The sequence below is a fragment of the Nocardioides sp. YIM 152588 genome, from assembly GCF_040191335.1.
Lineage (GTDB): Bacteria > Actinomycetota > Actinomycetes > Propionibacteriales > Nocardioidaceae > Nocardioides.
In genome coordinates, this window is the sequence record NZ_JBEGDJ010000002.1 from 168,195 (window position 1) to 190,216 (window position 22,022).

General features: G+C 71.8%; 17 protein-coding genes. 14 read left to right on the forward strand and 3 right to left on the reverse strand.

What is annotated here, in order from left to right; genetic code table 11:
- Window positions 1–10: 10 nt before the first annotated feature.
- From ABLM29_RS02500 to ABLM29_RS02515, 4 genes are all read left to right on the forward strand, one after another.
- On the forward strand, window positions 11–901 hold the full coding sequence (locus ABLM29_RS02500) for an ABC transporter substrate-binding protein (protein ID WP_349712096.1): 891 nt from the start codon (window positions 11–13) through the stop codon (window positions 899–901).
- A 28-nt stretch (window positions 902–929) separates the two neighbouring features.
- Window positions 930–1,799: an amino acid ABC transporter permease gene (locus ABLM29_RS02505; RefSeq protein ID WP_349712097.1), complete on the forward strand. Its 870-nt coding sequence runs from the start codon at window positions 930–932 to the stop codon at window positions 1,797–1,799.
- A complete protein-coding gene (locus ABLM29_RS02510) occupies window positions 1,796–2,545 on the forward strand; it encodes an amino acid ABC transporter ATP-binding protein (RefSeq protein ID WP_349712099.1) in 750 nt (249 codons plus the stop codon). Before ABLM29_RS02505 ends, ABLM29_RS02510 begins: the two co-directional genes overlap by 4 nt.
- 72 nt (window positions 2,546–2,617) lie before the next feature.
- Window positions 2,618–3,118 carry a glutathione peroxidase gene (locus ABLM29_RS02515; RefSeq protein ID WP_349712101.1) on the forward strand — a complete coding sequence of 167 codons (501 nt, stop codon included), beginning with the start codon at window positions 2,618–2,620 and terminating at the stop codon, window positions 3,116–3,118.
- A 117-nt stretch (window positions 3,119–3,235) separates the two neighbouring features.
- Here the strand turns inward: ABLM29_RS02515 and ABLM29_RS02520 are convergent, their stop codons facing one another.
- Entirely contained in the window at window positions 3,236–5,635 is a 2,400-nt protein-coding gene (locus ABLM29_RS02520) for an MMPL family transporter (RefSeq protein ID WP_349712103.1), read from the reverse strand.
- A gap of 81 nt (window positions 5,636–5,716) precedes the next feature.
- Window positions 5,717–6,319 carry a TetR/AcrR family transcriptional regulator gene (locus tag ABLM29_RS02525; protein ID WP_349712105.1) on the reverse strand — a complete coding sequence of 201 codons (603 nt, stop codon included), beginning with the start codon at window positions 6,317–6,319 and terminating at the stop codon, window positions 5,717–5,719.
- A gap of 103 nt (window positions 6,320–6,422) precedes the next feature.
- Here ABLM29_RS02525 and ABLM29_RS02530 point away from each other — a divergent pair, with 103 nt between their 5' ends.
- The 4 genes from ABLM29_RS02530 to ABLM29_RS02545 all read left to right on the forward strand — a co-directional run bounded on the left by ABLM29_RS02530 (window position 6,423) and on the right by ABLM29_RS02545 (window position 11,464).
- Window positions 6,423–8,060, forward strand: coding sequence for a fatty acid desaturase (locus tag ABLM29_RS02530; protein ID WP_349712107.1), 1,638 nt, complete (start codon window positions 6,423–6,425; stop codon window positions 8,058–8,060).
- 153 nt (window positions 8,061–8,213) lie between these two features.
- Entirely contained in the window at window positions 8,214–8,819 is a 606-nt protein-coding gene (locus tag ABLM29_RS02535) for a TetR/AcrR family transcriptional regulator (protein WP_349712109.1), read from the forward strand.
- Window positions 8,820–8,880: 61 nt separating this feature from the next.
- Window positions 8,881–10,125, forward strand: a complete 1,245-nt coding sequence (locus tag ABLM29_RS02540; RefSeq protein ID WP_349712111.1) for a M15 family metallopeptidase — start codon at window positions 8,881–8,883, stop codon at window positions 10,123–10,125.
- A gap of 169 nt (window positions 10,126–10,294) precedes the next feature.
- Complete coding sequence (locus tag ABLM29_RS02545; RefSeq protein WP_349712113.1) at window positions 10,295–11,464, forward strand: CaiB/BaiF CoA transferase family protein; 1,170 nt, start codon at window positions 10,295–10,297, stop codon at window positions 11,462–11,464.
- Window positions 11,465–11,581: 117 nt separating this feature from the next.
- On the opposite strand, the gene ABLM29_RS02550 is transcribed toward ABLM29_RS02545, so the two are convergent.
- The gene (locus ABLM29_RS02550) at window positions 11,582–12,319 is read right to left on the reverse strand and encodes a MerR family transcriptional regulator (protein ID WP_349712115.1); all 738 of its coding nucleotides are present in this window, start codon (window positions 12,317–12,319) and stop codon (window positions 11,582–11,584) included.
- A 158-nt stretch (window positions 12,320–12,477) separates the two neighbouring features.
- Between ABLM29_RS02550 and ABLM29_RS02555 the strand changes: the two genes are divergently transcribed.
- The 6 genes from ABLM29_RS02555 (at window position 12,478) to ABLM29_RS02580 (ending at window position 22,014) form a co-directional block, all read left to right on the forward strand.
- Window positions 12,478–13,689, forward strand: coding sequence for an acetyl-CoA C-acetyltransferase (locus tag ABLM29_RS02555; protein WP_349712118.1), 1,212 nt, complete (start codon window positions 12,478–12,480; stop codon window positions 13,687–13,689).
- 51 nt (window positions 13,690–13,740) lie between these two features.
- Window positions 13,741–15,939 carry a 3-hydroxyacyl-CoA dehydrogenase NAD-binding domain-containing protein gene (locus ABLM29_RS02560; protein WP_349712120.1) on the forward strand — a complete coding sequence of 733 codons (2,199 nt, stop codon included), beginning with the start codon at window positions 13,741–13,743 and terminating at the stop codon, window positions 15,937–15,939.
- A 249-nt stretch (window positions 15,940–16,188) separates the two neighbouring features.
- Entirely contained in the window at window positions 16,189–17,007 is an 819-nt protein-coding gene (locus ABLM29_RS02565) for an SDR family NAD(P)-dependent oxidoreductase (protein ID WP_349712122.1), read from the forward strand.
- Window positions 17,004–18,065, forward strand: coding sequence for a phosphotransferase family protein (locus tag ABLM29_RS02570; RefSeq protein WP_349712125.1), 1,062 nt, complete (start codon window positions 17,004–17,006; stop codon window positions 18,063–18,065). The genes ABLM29_RS02565 and ABLM29_RS02570 overlap by 4 nt, the downstream gene beginning before the upstream one ends.
- A gap of 3 nt (window positions 18,066–18,068) precedes the next feature.
- Complete coding sequence (locus ABLM29_RS02575; protein ID WP_349712128.1) at window positions 18,069–18,758, forward strand: histidine phosphatase family protein; 690 nt, start codon at window positions 18,069–18,071, stop codon at window positions 18,756–18,758.
- A 202-nt stretch (window positions 18,759–18,960) separates the two neighbouring features.
- On the forward strand, window positions 18,961–22,014 hold the full coding sequence (locus ABLM29_RS02580) for a S8 family serine peptidase (RefSeq protein WP_349712130.1): 3,054 nt from the start codon (window positions 18,961–18,963) through the stop codon (window positions 22,012–22,014).
- Window positions 22,015–22,022: the final 8 nt, after the last annotated feature.

The window sequence follows — 22,022 nt, forward strand, 5'->3', positions numbered from 1 at the left end:
CATCCCCATCATGCGTTTGATCCGTCGTCACGGTCTGTCCCGCTCGCTCGCGTCCCTCGCCCTGGCCGGCGTGGCCGGTGCCGCCCTGGTCGGCTGCGCCGCCGAGGAGGAGCCGACGGACAACACCGGCGAGGTCGCCGCGGCGGACGAGTGCGCGGTCGAGGACCTGCCGCTGAAGAACGCGGGCGTGCTCACCATCGGCACCGACTCCCCGGCGTACGACCCCTGGTTCAGCGACAACGACCCGAGCAACGGCCAGGGCTACGAGTCCGCCGTCGCCTACGCGGTCGCCGAGGAGCTGGGCTTCTCCGCCGACCAGGTGGAGTGGATCAAGGTCGGCTTCAACAGCCTCTTCAAGCCGGGCGGCACCGACTTCGACTTCGACATCAACCAGATCTCCATCACGGACAAGCGCGAGCAGGTCGTCGACTTCTCCGAGGGCTACTACTCCGCCGCCCAGGCCGTCATCGCGCTCAAGGACAGCCCGGCCGCGCAGGCCACCAGCCTGGAGGACCTCGCCGGCTTCAAGCTCGGCGCCCAGACCGGCACCACCTCGCTGACCGCGATCCGCGACGTGATCCAGCCCGACGCCGACCCGCTCGTCTTCGACGACACCAACGTGGCCAAGCAGGCGATGGAGAACGGGCAGGTCGACGCGATCCTGGCCGACCTGCCGACCGCCTTCTACATCAGCGCCGTCGAGATCCCGAAGAGCACGCTGATCGGCCAGTTCCAGGTCGAGGGCGGCGAGACCGAGGAGTTCGGCATGCTCTTCGAGCAGGGCAGCGAGCTGCTGCCGTGCGTCAACGGCGCCCTGGAGACCCTGAGGGAGGACGGCACGCTCGACCAGATCGAGCAGGAGTGGCTGTCCGACGTGGTGAGCGTGCCCGAGCTGCAGTGAGGTCCGCGCGGCACGGGATGATTCTGCGGTGACCACCAAGGTGAACCCCGCGGGCGGCTGGCAGCCGAGCGTGCGGGAGCAGGAGCGCCGCGCCGCGCGCCGGGCGCTGCGGCGACGCCGGACGGCGATCGCCACGCTGGCCAGCGTGGTCGCGATCGCCGGCGTGGCCGTCGCGCTGCTCGCCTCTCCGGGCTGGCCGCGCGTCCAGGCGACCTTCTTCGACCCGGAGCATGCGCGGGACTCGTTGCCGGCGATCGTGGACGGCTTCTGGCTCAACGTGAAGATGTTCCTGATCGCCGAGCCGCTGATCCTGGTCCTCGGCCTGGCGATCGCGCTGGTCCGCCAGTCCCGCTCGCCGTGGCTGGTCCCGGTGCGCGGGTTGGCGACCGGCTACACCGACGTGGTCCGCGGCATCCCGACGCTGCTGCTGGTCTTCCTCTTCGTCTTCGGCATCCCCGGGCTGGGGCTGCAGGGGGTCACCAACTCGATCTTCTTCTGGGCCACGGCCGCGCTGGTGGTCTCCTACTCCGCCTACGTCGCCGAGGTGTTCCGGGCCGGCATCGAGTCGGTGCACCCCTCCCAGATCGCCAGCGCCGAGGCGCTGGCGCTGACCCGCGGCCAGACGATGCGGTTCGTGGTGGTGCCGCAGGCGGTACGCCGGGTCGTGCCGCCGCTGCTCAACGACTTCGTCTCGCTGCAGAAGGACACGGCGCTGGTCGCCTCGGTGTCGCTCTTCGACGCGCTCTTCACGGCCCGCGACTACGCCAACTACAACTTCAACTTCACCCCGTACGTCGTCGTCGCCTGCTTCTTCATCGCGCTGACCGTGCCGCTGGCCCGGCTCTGCGACTGGCTGGCGCGGCGGATCGCGCGCCGGGAGAGGGCGGGAGCGCTGTGACCCGCCGTTCGAACGTGGTGCTGGAGGCACGGAACCTGCGCAAGTCGTACGGCGACCGGGTGGTCCTCGACGACGTCTCGCTGCGCGTCGAGGCGGGCGACGTCGTCTGCCTGATCGGCTCGTCCGGGTCGGGCAAGTCGACGCTGCTGCGCTGCCTCGACCTGCTCGAGGAGATCGACGACGGCGTGATCGAGTTCGGCGGCCGGGAGGTCTCCGACCCGCTGGTCGACCCGCGCGAGGTGCGCCGCGACATCGGCATGGTCTTCCAGGCCTACAACCTGTTCCCGCACCGCACGGTGCTGGCCAACTGCACGCTCGCGCCGCGGGCGGTGCACGGCCTGTCCAAGGCCGACGCGGAGCGGCGGGCCCGGGACCTGCTGATGCGCTTCGGACTCGGCGAGTACGCCGACCAGCACCCCGACCGGCTCTCCGGCGGCCAGCAGCAGCGGGTGGCGCTGGTCCGCGCGCTGTGCACCGAGCCGCGGCTGCTGCTGCTCGACGAGATCACCGCCGCGCTCGACCCCGAGCTGGTCGGCGAGGTGCTCGGCATCGTGCGCGGCCTGGCCGAGGCGGGCACCACGATGGTGATCGCCACCCACGAGATGTCGTTCGCGCGCGACGTCGCCACGCGCGTCTGCTTCCTGGACGGCGGCCGGCTGCTGGAGGAGGGCCCGCCGGAGCAGGTCTTCGCGGCTCCGCGGGAGCAGCGGACGCGGGACTTCCTGCGGCGCGTGCTGCCGGCCTGACCGGGTGGCGGGCGTCGTACCGGCCCCGCTCGTACCGGACCGCGGTGTCCGGTCCCCTGCCACACTGGCCCCATGACCTCGATGCACGACTTCTCCGCGACCTCGATCGACGGCCAGGACCTCGACCTCTCCGCGTACGAGGGCCAGGTGGTCCTCGTCGTCAACGTGGCCTCCCAGTGCGGCCTGACGCCCCAGTACCAGGGCCTGCAGGCGCTGTACGACTCCTACGGCGACAAGGGCTTCACGATCCTCGGCTTCCCGTGCGACCAGTTCGGGCACCAGGAGCCGGGCACGGAGGACGAGATCGCCACCTTCTGCGAGTCGAGCTTCGGGGTCAGCTTCCCGATGTTCGCCAAGATCGAGGTGAACGGCGACGGCGCGCACCCGCTGTACCGGTGGCTCAAGAGCGAGCACGGCGGGATCCTCGGCGACGCGATCAAGTGGAACTTCGCCAAGTTCCTGGTCGGCCCCGACGGTCAGGTGATCGACCGCTACGCCCCGACCACCAAGCCGGAGAAGCTGACCGGCGACATCGAGAAGGCGCTGGCGAAGGCCCGCACCACCGAGGGCTGAGGCCCACACGACCCGAAAAATGCGCCGAGCCGGCAGGAACTTCCTGCCGACTCGGCGTCGGATTCCGCGAGTCGGCAGAAACTGACAGTCAGTTTCTGCCGACTCGCGCGTGGGGCGTCAGACCCCGAGCACCTCGAGGTCGTCGTCGCGGTCCCCGTCCCAGTCGTCCGCGCGGTCCGCGTCGAGCGGCTTGCGGCCCGGGATCGAGTCACGCTCCAGCGCCTCGCCCTCGATGTCGACGTTCGGCAGGATCCGGTCCAGCCAGGCGGGGATCCACCAGGCCTTCTCGCCGAGCAGGAAGAGCACGGCCGGGATCAGCACCATCCGGACGATGAAGGCGTCGAAGAGGATGGAGGCCGCCAGGGCGAAGCCCATCACCTTGATGATCTCGTTGTCGATCAGGATGAACGCGCCGAACACGGCGAGCATGATCGTGGCCGCGGCGCTGACCACGCGGGCGCTGTTGCGGAACCCGTCGATCACGGCCTCGCGGGTGCTCATCCCGTGCACGTGTGCCTCGCGCATCCGGCTCACCAGGAAGACCTGGTAGTCCATCGCCAGGCCGAACACGATGCCGATCAGCATCACCGGCAGGAAGCTGATGATCGGCGCCCCCTCCACGAGCCCGAGGGCGCCCTCCTGGAAGATCAGCACGGTGGCGCCGAAGGTGGCCATGATCGAGAGCAGGAAGCCCAGGGTCGCGGTGAGCGGCACCAGGATCGAGCGGAACACCACGACCAGCAGTACGAACGCCAGGCCGACCACGATCGCCAGGTAGACCGGAAGCGCGTCGCTGAGGCGGTCCGAGACGTCCGTGCCGATGGCGGTCAGGCCGGTGATGCCGACGACGGTGTCGGTCGAGGCCTCGAGCTCCGCCTCGCCCGCGCGCAGGGCGGCGAGCAGGTCGATGGTGGCCTGGTCGGTCGGCCCGGACTCGGGGACGATCCGGATCATGGCGCCGGTGGCCGGCCCCGTCGGCGTACCGGTCTCGTCGGTCGGGGCGTTGGTCAGCACCACCTGGGCGTTCGCGACGCCCTCCTGCTGACCGGCCCAGGCGGCGACGTCGGCGAAGGTCTGCTGGCGGGTGGCGTCGTCGTCGATGCCACGGCCGTCCACGACCGCGAGCAGCACGCCCTCGCGGCCGGGGCCGAAGCCCTCGGTGACCAGGTCCGCGGCCTTCCGCTGGGTGGTCTCGGGCGACGCGGTGCTGTCGGAGGGCAGCGCGGTCTGCATCTGCGCGACCGGCACGGCGAGCGCGCCGAGGACGACCACGACCAGCGCGGCGAACGCGAGCGGCGCCCTGCCGAGCAGGCGGGCCCAGCGCACGCCGTTGTTGACCACCAGGTGGTCCTCGTCGCGCTTCGGGCTGTACTTGCGGACCTGCCCGCCGAACGCCTTCGACTTGAGCATGCCGAGGATCGCCGGCAGCAGTGTGAGGGCGACCAGCACCGCGAGCAGCACGGTCACCGCGGCCGCGAGACCCATGGCGGTCAGGAACGGGATCCCCACCACGGCGAGTGCGGAGAGGGCGATGAGCACGGTCAGGCCGGCGAAGACCACGGCGGAGCCGGCCGTGCCGACCGCGATGCCGGCGGCGTGCCGGCGGTCGTCGGTGTGGTGCAGCTCGGTGCGGTAGCGGGCGAGCAGGAACAGCGTGTAGTCGATGCCGACCGCGAGGCCCAGCATGCTGGCGATGCCCGTGGTGCTCGAGCCGATGGTGTCGGTCAGCGCCGTGGCCGCGGCGACGCCGCCCAGGCCGAGCCCGACGCCGACGACGGCGTTGAGCAGCGGCAGCCCGGCGGCGACCAGCGAGCCGAAGGTGAGCAGGAGCACGAGAAGAGCCACGCCCAGGCCGATCAGCTCGGCGCTCATGCCGTGCTGTGCCATGTCGGTCATGCCGCCGCCGTTGGCCTCGGCGATCAGGCCGGTCTCGTCGGTGGTCTCGGCGAGCAGCTCGGCGAGCGCCTCCTGCGAGGCGGCCTCGATGTCGAGGTTCGAGTCGACGTCCCACGCGAAGGTCATCGTCCCGATCCGGCCGTCCTCCGAGAGCGGGGAGACTGAGGCGGCGTTCTCGAGTGCGGCGTCGACGTCGCCGCCGCTGGCCTCGGCGGCCTGGACGTACAGCTGCTCCCGCGCCTCGGCGGCCACCACCGGGTCGACCAGCTGCGGGTTGGCGCCCTCGGCGTCCGACATCTGCGGCAGCTCGGGGATCGCGGTGATCAGGTCGGCGATCGCGGCGGCGTACTGCGGCTCGTCGAGGGTGTGGCCCTCCGGGGCCGCGACGACGACGTTGACGCTCGGGTCGTCCATGGCGTCGCCGGCGTCGGGGAAGAGCTGCTGCTGCAGCTCGGCAGCCTCCTCGGCGGGGATGCCGGGGATCGTGAACTCGTCCTGCATCGGCTTGGAGAAGGCGGCGGCGAGGCCGCCGATCGTGACCGCGAGGACGACCCAGGCGGCGATGAAGTAGGGCCAGCGCCGGTAGGCGGTGGAGCCGAGTCGGTACAGCAAGCGGGCCATGGGTACTCCTGGGTCCGTTCTGGTGGGGAAGCGCGGCCGTCGTTGGCCGGTCGGGTGGTCTGTCGTGGGCTGGCGGTGCGGTCAGAGCAGGACGGCGCGGGCGTCGGCGACCGCGGCGTCCAGCTCGGTGGTGACCGCACGACTCGGGTCGCGGGCGACGCGGTCGAGGGCGTCGTCGAAGCAGGTGAGGAGGAGGCGCAGCAGCAGCCGCACCCGGGTGGCCGGGAAGTCCGTGCCCTCGCGCTGGCGGACGCCGTCGGCGAGCCGGTCGGCGAAGCACTCGAACCGGGCGTGCACGAGCCGCAGCAGGTGGGGGTCGTTCATGACGGCCTCCCGGAACGCGCTCATCGACCCCGGGTCGTGGATCTCCTGGGTGATCGCCTCCCGCGCGATCGTGGCCAGGTCGTCGAAGAGGTTCCCGGTCGGCCCGCCGGCGAGGAACCGCGCGGCGCTCGCCTCCTCGACGGCGGGCTCGGGGCCGAGGACGACCTCGGCCTTGCCCTCGAAGTAGTTGAAGACGGTGCGCCGCGAGACCTCGGCGGCCTCCGCGAGGTCGTCCATGGTCCAGCCGTCGAAGCCGTGCTCGGTGGTGAGCCGGATCGCGCACTGCTGGAGCCGCCGCGCGGTCGCGTGCCGCTTGGCGGCGCGCGTCGAGGGCGCCGCGGCGACGGTGGTCTCGGACATGGAGAAGATTCTTGCACTCCCCTCCAAATGGGTGCAAAAAGGTGACGTCCGCCACTTTACATCTGAGATTCGCTTGTCAAGTCAATTGACAATCACTACGTTCATGTCAATCAGTCGATCCCGCGGCGCCGCGCGCGCCGTCACCGAGGCGAAGGCGATGTCGATGGCGACCTCACCCACCGATCCGATCCCGAACAGCACCGTCCCGGCGGCATCCGTCGCCGCCTGGCGGGACCGCAAGCGCTACCTGTGGCTCCTCGGCCTCGTGGTCCCGGTGCTCGGCATCCTGATCGTCGGGGTGTACGCCGTCGCCGGCTGGCACTGGGTGCTCTGGGCCGGACCGATCGTGATCCTCGGCGTGGTGCCGGCCATCGACCTCTCGACGGGCCTGGACCGCTCCAACCCGCCCGACGACATGATCGAGCGGCTGGAGAAGGACAGGTATTACCGCTGGATCACCTTCGCCTACCTCCCGATCCAGTACGCCGCCCTCGTCGCGGTCTGCGCGATGATCGCCGGCGTCAACCCGATCGCCTGGACCGCCGACCTGCTCGGCGTCGCCGACTGGCTCGCCGCCCACGTCAGCGCCGACCTGGTCCGTGACTTCGACCTGACCACGCTCGACAAGGTCGCGGTGGCGATCTCGGTCGGCTGCATCGGCGGGATCGGCATCAACACCGCGCACGAGCTCGGCCACAAGCGGGAGGCGAACGAGCGCTGGCTCTCCAAGATCGCGCTCGCCCAGTCCGGCTACGGCCACTTCTACATCGAGCACAACCGCGGCCACCACGTCCGCGTCGCCACCCCCGAGGACCCGGCCTCCAGCCGGCTCGGCGAGACGTTCTACGAGTTCTGGCCGAGGACCGTGGCCGGCTCGCTGCGCAGCGCCTGGCGCCTGGAGAAGCGCCGGTACGCGCGCAAGGGGACGCACCCGTTCCACCTCGGCAACGACGTGCTCAACGCCTGGCTGATGTCGGCGGTGCTGTTCGGCGCCCTGATCGCGCTCTTCGGGTGGCAGATCGCGCCGTACCTCGCCGTCCAGGCCGTCGTCGGCTTCTCGCTGCTCGAGGTCGTCAACTACCTCGAGCACTACGGGATGCTGCGGCAGAAGGTCGGCGTCGGCGAGCGGCAGCGCTACGAGCGGGTCGACCCGTCCCACTCGTGGAACTCCAACAACATCGCCACCAACGTGCTGCTCTACCACCTGCAGCGGCACAGCGACCACCACGCCAACCCGACCCGGCGCTACCAGACCCTGCGCGACTTCGAGGAGTCCCCGGTGCTGCCGACCGGGTACGCCGGGATGATCCTGCTCGCGCTCGTCCCGCCACTGTGGCGCCGCGTGATGGACCCCCGCGTGGTCGCCCACTACGGCGGGGACGTGTCGCTGGCCAACCTGCAGCCCCGGACCCGGGAGCGCTACCTGCGCAAGTACGCCGCAGCGCCGGTGGCTGACGTGCCCCCGGTGGTTGAGGTGCGAGGCGCCCCGGCGCAGAGCGGCCCGGTGGTTGAGGTGCGAGCGAAGCGAGCCTCGAAACCACCCACCGAGCCGCCCGCCGACGAGGTCCTCGCCGCCCGCTGCCCCGGCTGCGGCTACACCTACGAGGTCGAGGCGGGCAACGAGCTGGAGGGGTTCGCGGCCGGCACCGCCTGGGCCGACATCCCCGACGACTGGTGCTGCCCGGACTGCGGCGTGCGGGAGAAGGCCGACTTCGTCCCGGTCGACCGCCTCGAGGTCTGAGGTGGTGCGGTGTCGGCGGAATGGTGGTCCCTTGGGCAGGTGGCTAGGCTGCCGGAACCGGTGTCGCTGACGCCGGTCGGCCTGATCGGGCAGGCTGGTGGCGACGACCCCCGTCGGGTCGCCGCGGTTCCAAGGACGAAGGACGCAACGCCCATGCCCACCGCCGCCGGTGCGACCGACGGCCGCACGCCCCCGAACGGTCCCACCTCCCTGCGCGACCGGCTCTGCGACGCGGCCACCGAGCTGCTGACCACCGAGGGCTGGGGCCGGGTGACGATGGCCCGCCTCGCCGACCGCGTGGGCGTCAGCCGGCAGACGGTCTACAACGAGATCGGCACGAAGAACGACCTCGCCGAGGTCGTCGTGCTGCGCGAGCTGGACCGGTTCATGGCGCAGGTGACGCTCTCCTTCGACGAGCACCCCGACGACCTGGTCGCCGCGATCCGCGAGTCCGCGCGCCGGGTGCTCGGCTACGCCCGGGACAACCCGCTGCTGCACGCCGTCGTCTCCGCGACCCACGGGGCGGACACCGAGCTGCTCCCGCTGCTCACCACGCACAGCCAGTACCTCCTCGACGGCGCCAAGCAGGTCGTGGCGCGGCGCCTCGCCGCGTACCCGCTCACGCTCACCCCGGAGCAGGTGGACGCCTGCATCGACGTCGTGGTCCGGGTGGTCCTGAGCCACGTCATGCAGCCCTCGGGGGACCCCGAGCGGACCGCGGAGGACATCGCCTTCATCGCCGGACGCGTGCTGCGCTGACCGATCGGTCGCCCGCGGCCGCGATCGACACTATTCTCGGGCGGTGGGGGAGGGCAGCAGCATGAGCACAGAGCGCCGACCAGTGCGCCGACGGGCGCGGCGGGCGATCGCGGGCGCGGTCGCTGCCGTCGTACTGCCCGCGCTGCTGTTCGCCGCCTGTGCCCCGGAGGAGACGACGGAGAGCATCGACCCGCGGCAGCCGGTCAGCGGCGAGGGGGCGCCCAGTCCCGACGCCGCCGACCCCGAGCACGCCGTCGGCCCGCCTGGGCCGTTCACCACCCGCCTGTACGGCGACGACCTGCTGGTGGTCTCCGACGACACCCTCGCCCCGCGGCTGGTCAAGCGGATCAAGGCCGTGAAGGTCGGCGGGCGGCGCGGGGTGACGGCCGCGGAGCCGCTCTCCTTCGCCCAGTTCGCGGTGGAGAACAGGACCTACGACATCGCCGCGATCAACCCGTCCACCTTCCGCGCCTTCACGGGGCAGACGAGCGCCACCTGGCAGGAGCAGTGGGAGCGCGTCGCGGGCGGCGAGATCGCGGTCCGGTCCGGGCTGCGCAAGAAGCTGCCGCTCGACGACGAGGGCTACCTCGCGGTCGGCTCCGGCCAGAACACGCACCGCATCCACGTCGGCGCCTGGTCGCCCTCGGACGTGGACGTCATCGACGCGATGGTCAACGTCAAGTGGGGCAACGAGCTCGGGATGCCGGTGGGCAACGCCCTGCTGATCAACACCGGCCTGGCCTCGCCGAAGGAGGTGCGGGCCAAGATCGAGGAGCTGGCCGACCTCTCGATCACCGCGCTCGACATCGTCGCCCAGTCCGGAATCGACCCGGACACCTACCAGACGGTGATCCCCGTCGGCTCGTTCGCCGACGCCGTGGGCGTCTACCGCTACACCCCGGTCGGCGGCGGTCGCGTGCAGCCGCAGGCGGCCTGGGTCTCCACCCACATCACCACCGAGGCGATGCCCATCCTCGGCTCGATGACCTGCAACAAGGCGATGATGCCCCAGCTGCGCGCGGCGCTGATCGAGATCGTGCAGGCCGGGCTGGCCGACGAGATCCACCCCGGCGAGTACGCCGGCTGCTACTACCCGCGCTTCATCGCCGGCACCAACACCCTGTCCAACCACTCCTTCGGGCTCGCCTTCGACATCAACGTCCCGGGCAACGGGCGCGGCACCGTCGGGCAGATCGACCGCGGGGTGGTCGCCATCTTCAAGCGCTGGGGCTTCGCCTGGGGTGGCGACTGGAGCTACACCGACCCGATGCACTTCGAGCTGTCGCGGATCGTCAAGCCCGGCTGAGTTGGATGGGCCGAGCGCGTCTCCGCTTCGCTCCCTCCGCGTGCTTGCGCCGCGTTCCCCGCGATCGCAGCCGTCTAGCCACCGGTGGTTGAGGTGCGAGCGGAGCGAGCCTCGAAACCACCGTCCGGTGGCCGAACAATCGTGACAGCATGACTGTCACGGTTGTGTCATGATCGCTCCCATGACGTACGCGCTCGGTCAGGGGACGGGCCCGCTCCAGGGCATCAAGGTCGTCGAGATCGCCGGGATCGGGCCGAGCCCGCACGCCTGCATGATCCTCGCGGACCTCGGCGCGGACGTGATCCGGGTCGAGCGCCCCGGTGGGCAGATGCTCGCCGGCGGCTCCCACGACCTGCTCAACCGCGGCCGGCCCAGCGTCGCCCTCAACCTCAAGGACCCCAAGGCGATCGGATGCGTGCTCGACCTGGTCGAGGGCGCCGACGTGCTGGTCGAGGGGATGCGCCCCGGCGTGCTGGAGCGGCTCGGCCTCGGCCCCGAGGCGTGCCACGAGCGCAACCCGCGCCTGGTCTTCGCCCGGATGACCGGCTGGGGCCAGGACGGCCCGTGGGCGCAGGCGGCGGGCCACGACATGAACTACGTGGCGATCACCGGCACCCTCTTCGGCCTCGGGCAGGAGAAGGCGAAGCCCCAGTTCCCGGCCAACCTGGTCGGCGACTTCGGCGGCGGCTCGACGTACCTGGTGATCGGCATCCTCTCCGCCCTGCTCGAGTCACGGATCTCCGGCAAGGGCCAGGTCGTCGACGCCGCGATCGTGGACGGCACGGCGAACCTCAACGCGATGACGTCGGCGTTCCTGGCGGGCGGCACGTTCCGCGAGGAGCGGGCGGCGAACCTGCTCGACGGCGGCGCGCCGTACTACGACATCTACGAGACGGCCGACGGCGAGCACATGTCCGTCGGCGCGCTGGAGCCGCAGTTCTACGAGGAGCTCGTGACGCTGCTCGGGATCAAGGAGACGGCCCCGGACCGCTACGACCCGGCCAACGCGGACGAGCTCCGGGCGCTGCTCGCGGCCACGTTCAGGACGCGGACCCGCGACGAGTGGTGCGCCGTCTTCGACGCCACCGACGCCTGCGTGGCGCCGATCCTGCGGATGAGCGAGGCCCCGGACCACCCGCACATCAAGGCGCGGGAGATCTTCGTCGAGCACGAGGGCCTGGTGCAGCCGGCCCCCGCGCCCCGGTTCTCGCGGACCGGCGCCACCCTCGGCCTCCCGCCCGCCCCGAAGGCCGGCTCGCACACCCGTGAGGCGCTCGCGGCGTGGGGGATCGAGGACGTCGACGGGCTGATCGAGTCGGGCGCCGCCGTCCAGGCCTAGCCGAAACGGGGCTCGCGGCACGCCGAACCGGGGCTCGCGGCACGCCCCGGCCTCACTGCCGGCTCGGGCTGCCCCAAGCCCCTGTTCGGGCTGCCCCAAGCCCCTGTTCGGGCCGCCCTAACCCCCGGTTCGGCGGCGGGGGGTGCGGGCGGCGCGCGCCACCGCGGCCTCGTACGCCGTCACCAGACCGCCGACGGAGAGCGGCTTGAGCCGCTCCATCACCTCGCGGAAGTGGTCGGACTCGACGTCGTCGTACAGCGGGGCGAGCTCGCGGTGGACGACGTCGTGCAGCTCCTTGGCCATCTGGTCGCCGTGGGCGGCGTAGATCTGCGCTGCGGCGACCGCGACCGACCGCGGGAAGCCGAGGTCGATCAGGCGCACGCCGATCGCGAGCTGGTTGCTGGCCACCAGGTAGCCCGACTCGCGCACCCGCAGCACGCCCAGGGCGTTCAGGGTGGCGATGTCCTCCTCGGAGAGGGAGCGGCCGGCCTTGGCCTCGAGCTGCTCGTGGCTCATCTCGACCGGCAGGTCGGCCTGCCAGGGGGCGAGCATGGTGCGCGCCAGCGCGATGTCCTCCGGGGTGGCGTCGGCGGGGATGCCGGCGACGTACTTCTCGATCGCGGCGAGGGTGAAGCCGTGGGCCTGCAGCTCCTGGACCAGCTCGAGCCGGGCCACGTGGTCGGCGGAGTAGAACCCGGACCGGCCGCGCCGGATCGGCGGCGGCACCAGGCCGCGGGAGGTGTAGAAGCGCAGGGTGCGGACGGTGATCCCCGCCCGCTGGGTCAGCTCCTCCAGCGTCAGCAGGGCGTCTCCCGAGCCCTCGCCCGGCGCCGTCGCGGTCACCATGACAGTCATCGTGTCACAGTCGGCCGCCCTGGTGTCGGACGGCGCCGCCGAGAGGCGCGGTGGAGGCCCGCCCCTTGACTGTGACACCGTTAGTGTCACAATCGGAGGACAGCTCCTATCGCGCGGCACGAGCCTGACCGCGCGTACCACTCCGATCGAGGACGGTCATGGCAGAAGCATTCGTGTACGACCACATCCGCACGCCGCGCGGCAAGGGCAAGGCCAACGGCAGCCTCCACGAGGTCAAGCCCGTCGACCTGGCGGTCGGCCTGCTCGACGAGGTCAAGGTGCGCAACCCCGGTCTCGACCCGGCCCGCGTCGACGACGTGGTCCTCGGTGTCGTCTCGCCGATCGGCGACCAGGGCGGCGACATCGCCAAGACCGCCGCGATCGCGGCCGGCTACCCCGACACCGTCGCGGGCGTTCAGCTCAACCGCTTCTGCGCCTCGGGCCTCGAGGCGGTCAACCAGGCCGCCGGGCGCGTGCGCGGCGGCATGGAGGACCTGATCCTCGCCGGCGGCGTGGAGTCGATGAGCCGCGTGCCGATGGGCTCCGACGGCGGCGCGTGGGCCGGCGACCCGGCCACCGCGTTCAAGGCCGGCTTCGTGCCGCAGGGCATCGGTGCCGACCTGATCGCCACCGTCGAGGGCTGGAACCGCGAGGACGTCGACGCGTACGCCGCCGAGTCGCACGCCCGCGCCGCCAAGGCCTGGGCCAACGGCTACTTCGACGGCGCGATCGTGCCCGTCAAGGACCTCAACGGCGTGACCGTGCTGGACCGCGACGAGACCGTCCGCCCGGGCACCTCGGTCGAGGGCCTCGCCGGCCTCAAGCCGTCCTTCGCCCAGATCGGCCGCGACGCCGGCTTCGACGACGTGGCGCTGGAGAAGTACCACTGGCTGGAGAAGATCAACCACGTCCACCACGCCGGCAACTCGTCGGGCATCGTGGACGGCGCCGCGCTGACCCTGATCGGCAACGAGCAGGTCGGCTCCGACCTCGGCCTCACCCCGCGGGCCCGCATCGTCTCGATGGCGGTCTCCGGCGCGGACCCGATCATCATGCTGACCGGCCCCGCCCCGGCCGCCCGCAAGGCGCTGGCCAAGGCCGGCCTCGAGGTCGGCGACATCGACCTGTTCGAGATCAACGAGGCGTTCGCCGCCGTCGCCATGCGGTTCATGCGCGACATGGGCATCAGCCACGACATCACCAACGTCAACGGCGGCGCGATCGCGATGGGTCACCCCCTCGGCGCGACCGGCGCGATGATCCTCGGCACGTTGATCGACGAGCTCGAGCGGCGCGACCTGCGCCGCGGCCTCGCCACGCTCTGCGTCGGCGGCGGCATGGGCATCGCGACCATCGTCGAGCGCGTCTGAGCGCCAGCCGACCCCCTCGTACCTCTCCGCACCACAAGGACACCATTCACAGTGAGCACTGAGACCCTGACCGCCGTGCGCTACGAGCGTGACGCCGACGGCATCGTCACCCTGACCCTGGACGACCCGAACCAGAGCGCCAACACCATGAACGAGCTCTACTCCTCGTCCATGAACGCGTGCATCGACCGCCTCTACGACGAGGTGGACGACGTCACGGGCGTCGTCATCACCAGCGCCAAGAAGACCTTCTTCGCCGGTGGCGACCTGAAGAACATGATGAAGACGACCCCGGCCGACGCCGAGCAGGTCTTCCAGAGCACCGAGGTCATCAAGTCCGGGCTGCGCCGCCTGGAGAAGTTCCCCAAGCCGGTCGTGGCCGCCATCAACGGCGCCGCGCTCGGCGGCGGCTGCGAGATCACCCTGGCCTGCAACCACCGGATCGCGGTCGACGGCAAGTACAAGATCGGCCTGCCCGAGTCGACCCTCGGCCTGCTCCCCGGCGGCGGCGGCGTCACCCGCACCGTGCGCATGTTCGGCCTGCAGTCGGCGCTGATGGACTTCCTGCTCCAGGGCTCGCAGTTCGCCCCGGCCGCGGCGCAGAAGAAGGGCCTGGTCGACGAGGTCGTCGCGACCATCGACGAGCTGGTCCCGGCCGCCAAGGCGTGGATCAAGGCCAACCCCGAGGCCGGCGCCCAGCCGTGGGACGCCCCCGGCTACAAGATGCCCGGCGGTACGCCGAAGTCGCCGGCCCTGGCCGCGTTCCTCCCGGCCTTCCCGGCGATGCTGCGCCAGCAGACGAAGGGTGCCGTCTTCCCGGCCGCCCGGGCGATCCTCTCGGCCGCGGTCGAGGGTGCCCAGGTCGACTTCGACACCGCCTCGCGGATCGAGTCGCGCTACCTGGCCAACCTGATGGTCAACCAGGGCGCGAAGAACATGATCCAGGCGTTCTTCTTCGACCTGCAGGCGATCAACTCCGGTTCGCTGCGCCCGCAGGGCATCGAGAAGTACACCGCCCAGAAGGTCGTCGTGCTGGGCGCCGGCATGATGGGCGCGGGCATCGCGTACGTGATGGCCAAGGCCGGCGCGGAGGTCGTCCTCAAGGACATCTCCACCGAGGCCGCCGAGAAGGGCAAGGCCTACTCCGCCGGCCTGCTCGACAAGGCGATCAGCCGCGGCCGGTCGACCGAGGAGAAGAAGGCCGAGCTGCTCGCCCGGATCACCGCGACCGCCGACCCGGCCGACGCCGCCGGCGCCGACATCGTGATCGAGGCGGTCTTCGAGGACCCGGCCCTCAAGGCCAAGGTCTTCGCGGAGATCCTGCCGCACCTCGCCCCGGGCGCGCTGCTCTGCTCCAACACCTCCACGCTGCCGATCACCGAGCTCGCCAACGGCCTGGAGAACGACGCCGACCGCTCGCGCTTCATCGGTCTGCACTTCTTCAGCCCGGTCGACAAGATGCCGCTGGTCGAGATCATCGCCGGCAAGGAGACCTCCGACGAGGCGCTCGCGAAGGCGTACGACGTGGTGCTGCAGATGCGCAAGACCCCGATCGTGGTCAACGACAGCCGCGGCTTCTACACCTCGCGGGTGATCGGCTACATGGTCAACGAGGGCATGGCGATGCTCGCCGAGGGCATCGCGCCGTACTCGATCGAGCGCGCCACCACCTCGGCCGGCTACCCGGCCCCGGTGCTGCAGCTGAGCGACGAGCTCAACCTGGAGCTGATGGGCAAGATCGCCAAGGCGACCCGCGAGGCCGCCGAGCGCGACGGCCAGGACCTGCCCGAGCACCCCGGCAACGCCGTGGTCGCGAAGATGCTGGAGGCCGGTCGCGCCGGACGCCTGCGCGGCGCGGGCTTCTACGAGTACGTCGACGGCAAGCGCGGCTCGATCTGGTCCGGCCTGTCCGAGCTGTTCCCGGTCGCGGCCGAGCAGCCCGACATCCAGGACATCCGCGACCGGATGCTCTTCGCCGAGGCCCTGGAGACCGCCAAGTGCTTCGAGGAGGGTGTGATCACCTCCGCCGCGGCCGCCAACATCGGCTCGATCATGGGCATCGGCTTCCCGCCGCAGACCGGTGGTGCCGCCCAGTTCATGACCGGCTACGAGGACAAGGCCACCGGCGAGGTCGGCCTGAACGCGTTCCTCAAGCGGGCCGACGAGCTGGCCGCGAAGTACGGCTCGCGCTTCGAGGCCACCCCGTGGCTGCGTGAGCTGGCCGCGTCGGGTGGGTCGTTCCCGGCCTGATTCGGTTGGTCGCGTCGGAATCACCGGTCGACCGGTGATTCCGACGCTTCCCGGGCGTTGAAGTGCCTGTCAAGCGCATGAACCACCGGTCAACCGGTGATTCGTGCGACTGATGTGACGAAGGGCCGGCCCCCACGGGGCCGGCCCTTCGTGCTCCCCGCACAGCCCCGACAGCCCCACGGCCCAACGCTCCCGCCCATCCCGCGACCGCAGGAGATTCCCATCCGAACAACCACTAGGGTCGGGGCCGTGACCGCGACCACACCGACTCCCGGCCAGCCCCAGAGTCCCCTCCGAGTCCTGATCACCGGCGCCGCCCAGGGCCTGGGCGCGTCCCTCGCCGCCGCCTGGGAGCAGCGCGGCGCCACGGTGCTGCGCACCGACCGCCCGGCGGTCGCTGTGGAGCGCGCGGACATCTTCGCGCTCGACATCACCAGCGACGCCGACTGGGCGGCCGCGCGGGACCACGTCGAGCGCACCTGGGGCGGCCTGGACGTGCTGGTCAACAACGCCGGCATCGCCGGCGGCGGGCGGCTGGACGTCTCCACGATGGAGGAGTGGCAGCGGCTGGTCGACATCAACCTGATGGGCGCCGTCCGCGGCACCGCGACCTTCACCCCTCTCCTCAAGCGCCAGCGCGGCGGCACGATCGTCAACGTCGCCTCGCTCGCGGGCCTCGTCCACCCCGCGGGGATGGCCGGCTACAACGCCACGAAGGCCGCGGTGGTGGCCCTGACCGAGACGACCGGGCACGAGCTGGCGGCGTACGGCGTGACCGCGCACGTCGTCTGCCCGTCCTACTTCCGCACCGGGCTGCTGGCCGGCGCGCAGGGCGCCGACACGGCGCTGACCGACGTGATGACGCAGCTGGTCGACCACGCCCGCCTCGGCCCCGACGACATCGCGGCCGCGGTGCTGGAGGGCCTGGACGCCGGGACCGAGGTGATCCTGCCCGACCCGGACGCAGCGCGCGCCTACGCGCTGAAGCTGGCCGACCGGGCGGCGTACGACCAGACCATGCGCGCGCAGGCGCGCAAGCTCGCGGTGGCCGCGGGGGAGTTCGCATGAGCCCGCAGGTGCCGGAGGAGTCCCGCGCGGTCCGCGACGAGGACGCCTTCGACGTACCGGCCCTCGCCGAGTGGCTGGGCCGCGGCCCGATCGCGGAGGTCCGGCAGTTCCCGGGCGGCGCCTCGAACCTCACCTACCTGCTGCGGATGGCCGGCGGCGAGGAGCTGATCCTGCGCCGCCCGCCGACGGGCACCAAGGCCAAGGGCGCCCACGACATGGCCCGGGAGTACCGGATCCAGGAGGGCCTCGCGCCGGTCTTCGACAAGGTCGCCCCGATGGTCGCCTACACGAGCGAGGCGGAGAGCCCGATCGGCGCCGAACTCTACGTGATGGAGCGCGTGCGCGGCGTCATCCCCCGCCAGGACTTCGGCTTCCCGATCACCCCGGAGCAGGCCTCCGGCCTGTGCCGCGCGAGCATCGACACCCTGGTCGACCTGCACGCCGTCGACGTCACGCGGGTCCCGGTCCTGCAGGAGCTCAACAAGGGCCCGGGGTACGTCGAGCGCCAGATGTCCGGCTGGATCAAGCGCTTCGAGAACGCCCGCACCGACGACACCGGCGACTGGAGCGACGTCGTCGACTGGCTGCGCGAGCACCAGCCCGAGGACGTGGCGCAGGTGCTGGTGCACAACGACTACCGCTTCGACAACATGGTCCTCGACGCCGACGACCCGACCCGGATCGTGGCGCTGCTCGACTGGGAGATGGCCACCGTCGGCGACCCGCTGATGGAGCTGGGCAACTGCCTGACGTACTGGGTGCAGGCCGACGACGACGAGTTCCTGCTGGCGTTCCGTCGCCAGCCGACGAACGCGCCGGGGATGTGGACCCGCCGGCAGGTCGTCGAGCACTACTGCGAGCGCGCCGGCTACGACCTGACCCCCGAGCAGCTGCGGTTCTACGAGGTGTTCGGTCAGTTCCGGCTGGCGGTCATCGTGCAGCAGATCTGGTACCGCTACTTCCACGGCCAGACCACCAACCCCGCCCACGCGCAGATGGGCGCCGGCGTCGCCTACATGGAGTCGCGCTCCCGCCGGCTCATCGCCGGCGAGGGCTGAGGCGTGGGGGTCCTCAGCCTGGTCCGGCACGGCCAGGCGTCGTTCGGCGCCGACGACTACGACGTGCTCTCCGAGGTCGGCCGGGCGCAGGCGCGGATGCTCGGCCGGTGGATGGCCGACGTCGAGCCGCACCCGGTCTCGGCGGTGCGCGGCGGGATGCGCCGCCACCGCGAGACCTGGGAGGGGATGCTCGACGGCGCCGACTGGTCGGGGGTGGACGCGGAGGTCGACCCCAACTGGGACGAGTTCGACTTCCTCGCCGTGCTCGCGCACCACGGCGAGCACACGGGCGACACCATCGGTCACGACGTCGACCGCCGCGAGTTCCAGCGGTACTTCGAGCGTGCCACCGGGCACTGGATCGCGGCCGCGGCCGAGGAGCCCTACCCGGAGCCGTTCGCCGACTTCGTGGCCCGCGCGCGGACCGCGCTGCGCACCGCGGCCGCGCAGCCCGGGCCCACGGTGGCAGTCACCTCCGGTGGCGTGATCGCGGCGCTCGCCGCGGTGCTGCTCACGCCCGGCGCGCTCCAGGTCGGCGGCGACCCGGTGGCGCTCGGCTCCCTGTGGGAGCGGCTCAACACGGTCGTGGTGAACACGTCGGTCACCCGGGTCCTGGTCGGCGCGTCGGGGGCGCGCCTGCTGACCTTCAACGAGCACAACCACCTGGACCGGGGCCTGGTCACCTACCGCTGAGCGCGGCGGCCGCCCCGCGCGTTGGGCGGGATGACGGGCAGGTCTGTGCCCGCGGGAGGGCGTTTCGTGCGCGCGGAGCCCTGGCGGCGGCGTAACGTGCTTCGGCGTGTGACGGTTGACTGCTCAGGGGTGGCCCTCGGTGCGATCCCGGCGTCGGTCCTCCGGCGCGCATCAAGGATGTCCCTTCGCGAGGAGTAGTCCGATGGTCCCTCCGGTACGAGGCGCGGCCAGGCCGCACCACTCGGGTCGTACCCGCCGATCGCGCGGCCTGGCCGCGCTCGCCCTGACGCTCGCCGGCATGGTCGGCCTGAGCGCGATGTCGACGCCCGCGTGGGCCGACCCCGATCCCCTGGACGGCGGCGCCGGCCCCGGCGCCGAGGACGGCTCCGGCGCCACGGCGGCCGCCGAGGACGTCCGGGAGTTCAGGTCCGGCCGCTACATCGTGGTGCTGGCGGCGCCCCCGGCGACGGGGTACGCCGCCACGCGCGCCGGCGCCGGCCGCGGGTTCGACGCCCGCACGCCCCAGGTGCGCGCCTACAGCGACCGGCTGGCGGCGTCGCACGAGGCGCTCGGCGACGACCTCGGCTTCGACGTCGAGCGCAGCTTCACCATCGCCACCAACGGCTTCGTCGCGGACCTCAGCGCCCGGCAGGCGACCGAGCTCGCCGGCGACCGACGGGTGCTGCTGGTCGAGAGGAACAGGCTCGTCCACGCCGACACGTGGAACACCCCCAGCTTCCTCGGCCTCACCGGCAGGGACGGCGCCTGGCGGGAGCACGGCGGGCCGCGCCGGGCCGGTGCCGGCGTCGTCGTCGGCGTGATCGACTCCGGCATCTGGCCGGAGTCCAAGAGCTTCCGCGCCGCGCCGCTGACCGCCGCGCCGCGCGGCAAGTGGGACCTCTCGATCGACGGCACCACGACCCGGATGGAGAAGGCCGACGGGCGGGTCTTCCACGGCGAGTGCGAGGCCGGCGAGGAGTTCGACGTCTCCGACTGCAACGGGAAGATCATCTCCGCCCGCTACTTCGTCGACGGCTACGGCCTGGACCGCGTCGCAGAGGACGACTACGCGTCCCCGCGCGACGGCGACGGCCACGGCACCCACACCGCCTCCACCGCCGCCGGCGTCCGCGCCCGGGCACGGGTCGAGGGGGTCCGGTTCGGCACCGTGAGCGGGATGGCGCCGGCCGCGAAGGTCGCCGTCTACAAGGCGCTCTGGGCCACCGAGGACGGCAGCACCGCCACCGGCACCAGCTACGACCTGGTGTCCGCCATCGACCAGGCCGTCGCCGACGGCGTCGACGTCATCAACTACTCGGTCTCCGGGCCGACCGACACCACCATCGAGGCCGCCGAGATCGCCTTCGAGGGCGCGGCCGAGGCCGGCGTCTTCGTGGCCGCCTCCGCCGGCAACGAGGGGCCCGGCGCCTCCACGGTCGCCCACAACAGCCCGTGGCTGACCACGGTCGCCGCGAACACCCACTACAGCTTCGAGAACACCCTGGTGCTCGGCAACGGCAAGAAGATCGTCGGCGCCTCGATCAGCGACGCTCCGCTGCCGTCGTCACCGTTGGTCGCGGCGGTCGACTCCGGCAACGGCTCGACGAGCCCCGACGACACCGCGCTCTGCGCCCCCGACAGCCTGGACCCGGCGATCGTGGGCGGCACGATCGTCGTCTGCGACCGCGGCATCTACGACCGGGTCGCGAAGAGCGCCGAGGTGGCCCGCGCCGGCGGCGTCGGCATGGTCCTGGCCAACGTCGACCCGGGCAGCCTGGACGCCGACTTCCACTCCGTGCCGACCATCCACATCCCCGACACCAAGTCGCCGGTCGTCTACGACTACCTCGACGCGGCGGGGGCCTCGGCCACCGCCAGCTTCGTCCTCGGCAACCAGACGAGGAAGGTGACCCCGGTGCCGCAGGTCGCCGGGTTCTCCTCCCGCGGCCCGGCCGCCTCCGACGACAGCGACCTGCTGAAGCCCGACATCTCCGCGCCGGGCGTGAGCATCCTCGCCGCGGTCGCGCCGCCGTCGAACAGCGGGCGGGACTACGACCTCTACTCCGGTACGTCGATGGCCGCGCCGCACATCGCGGGCCTGGCCGCGTTCATGTACGGCGTCCACCCCTACTGGTCGCCGATGCGGGTCAAGTCGGCGATGATGACCACCGCGACCAACCTCAAGGACGCCGACGGCAAGCGGTCGCGGGACCTCTTCGCCCAGGGCTCCGGGCAGGTGAGGCCGACGAAGATGTTCGATCCGGGGCTCTTCGTGGTCTCCGACGGCCAGGACTGGCGCGGCTACCTCACCGGCCGCGGCCTCGACACCGGCGTACCGGCGATCGAGACCAAGGACCTGAACGTCCCCTCGATGGCGCAGGGCTACGTCTCCAGCGAGACCTCGCTGACCCGCCGGTTCACGGCCAGCCGGCCCGGCGTCTGGAACATCCGGGTCCAGGTGCCCGGCTTCGAGGCGACCGCCGACCGCGCGCAGCTCGTCTCCAAGCGCCGCGGTGACCTGGAGGACGTCACCTTCCACTTCCAGCGCACCACGGCGCCGCTCGGCGAGTTCGCCTTCGGGTACGCGGTGCTCACCGGCCCGACGCGGGTCCGGCTCCCGATCGCCCTCCGGCCGGTCTCGGTGAAGGCGCCGACCTCGGTCGCGGTCGAGGGCGCCGGGTCCTACGGCTCGACCGCGGTCGACATCGTCGGCGGCTTCGACGGCGACCTGGACGTCGCCACCCGCGGGCTCGTCGAGGGCTTCGTGGACGAGGGTGCGCTCGCGGTCGGCGACAGCGCGATCCCGTGCGTGACGATCGGTGCGGGCAGCGAGCTGGCCCAGTTCGACCTGGTCGCGCCGGACCCCGACAGCGACCTCGACCTGTACGTCTACGCCGCCGACACCTGCGACCCGAGCACGATCTTCGCCTACGTCGGCGACGCGGCCACGCCGTCGGCAGGGGAGACCTTCACCGCCGAGGGCCTGCCCGAGGGCACCTACATCGTCGAGGTCAACGCCTACGACTCCGGCTCGGTGGAGCCGGTGCCGTACTCGCTGCGGGTCTACGACGTCGGCGGCTCGCCCGAGGTCGGTGACCTGACGGTGACGCCGAACCCGGTGCCGATCGAGACGGGCGTGGAGACGTCGTACGACCTCGGCTGGTCCGGGCTCGACCCCGACGCGCACTACTTCGGCCTGGCCGAGTACGCGGGTGCACCGAACCCCACCTACATCTACATCGACACGACCTCGTGAGGCCCGAT

What these genes read in the sequence shown, in the direction of transcription:
- ABLM29_RS02500 (WP_349712096.1), top strand. Translation starts at nt 11, where the DNA reads ATGCGTTTGATCCGTCGTCACGGTCTGTCCCGCTCGCTCGCGTCCCTC.
- ABLM29_RS02515 (WP_349712101.1), top strand. Translation starts at nt 2,618, where the DNA reads ATGACCTCGATGCACGACTTCTCCGCGACCTCGATCGACGGCCAGGAC.
- ABLM29_RS02520 (WP_349712103.1), bottom strand. Translation starts at nt 5,635, where the DNA reads ATGGCCCGCTTGCTGTACCGACTCGGCTCCACCGCCTACCGGCGCTGG.
- ABLM29_RS02525 (WP_349712105.1), bottom strand. Translation starts at nt 6,319, where the DNA reads ATGTCCGAGACCACCGTCGCCGCGGCGCCCTCGACGCGCGCCGCCAAG.
- ABLM29_RS02530 (WP_349712107.1), top strand. Translation starts at nt 6,423, where the DNA reads ATGTCAATCAGTCGATCCCGCGGCGCCGCGCGCGCCGTCACCGAGGCG.
- ABLM29_RS02535 (WP_349712109.1), top strand. Translation starts at nt 8,214, where the DNA reads ATGCCCACCGCCGCCGGTGCGACCGACGGCCGCACGCCCCCGAACGGT.
- ABLM29_RS02540 (WP_349712111.1), top strand. Translation starts at nt 8,881, where the DNA reads ATGAGCACAGAGCGCCGACCAGTGCGCCGACGGGCGCGGCGGGCGATC.
- ABLM29_RS02545 (WP_349712113.1), top strand. Translation starts at nt 10,295, where the DNA reads ATGATCGCTCCCATGACGTACGCGCTCGGTCAGGGGACGGGCCCGCTC.
- ABLM29_RS02550 (WP_349712115.1), bottom strand. Translation starts at nt 12,319, where the DNA reads ATGACTGTCATGGTGACCGCGACGGCGCCGGGCGAGGGCTCGGGAGAC.
- ABLM29_RS02555 (WP_349712118.1), top strand. Translation starts at nt 12,478, where the DNA reads ATGGCAGAAGCATTCGTGTACGACCACATCCGCACGCCGCGCGGCAAG.
- ABLM29_RS02570 (WP_349712125.1), top strand. Translation starts at nt 17,004, where the DNA reads ATGAGCCCGCAGGTGCCGGAGGAGTCCCGCGCGGTCCGCGACGAGGAC.
- ABLM29_RS02580 (WP_349712130.1), top strand. Translation starts at nt 18,961, where the DNA reads ATGGTCCCTCCGGTACGAGGCGCGGCCAGGCCGCACCACTCGGGTCGT.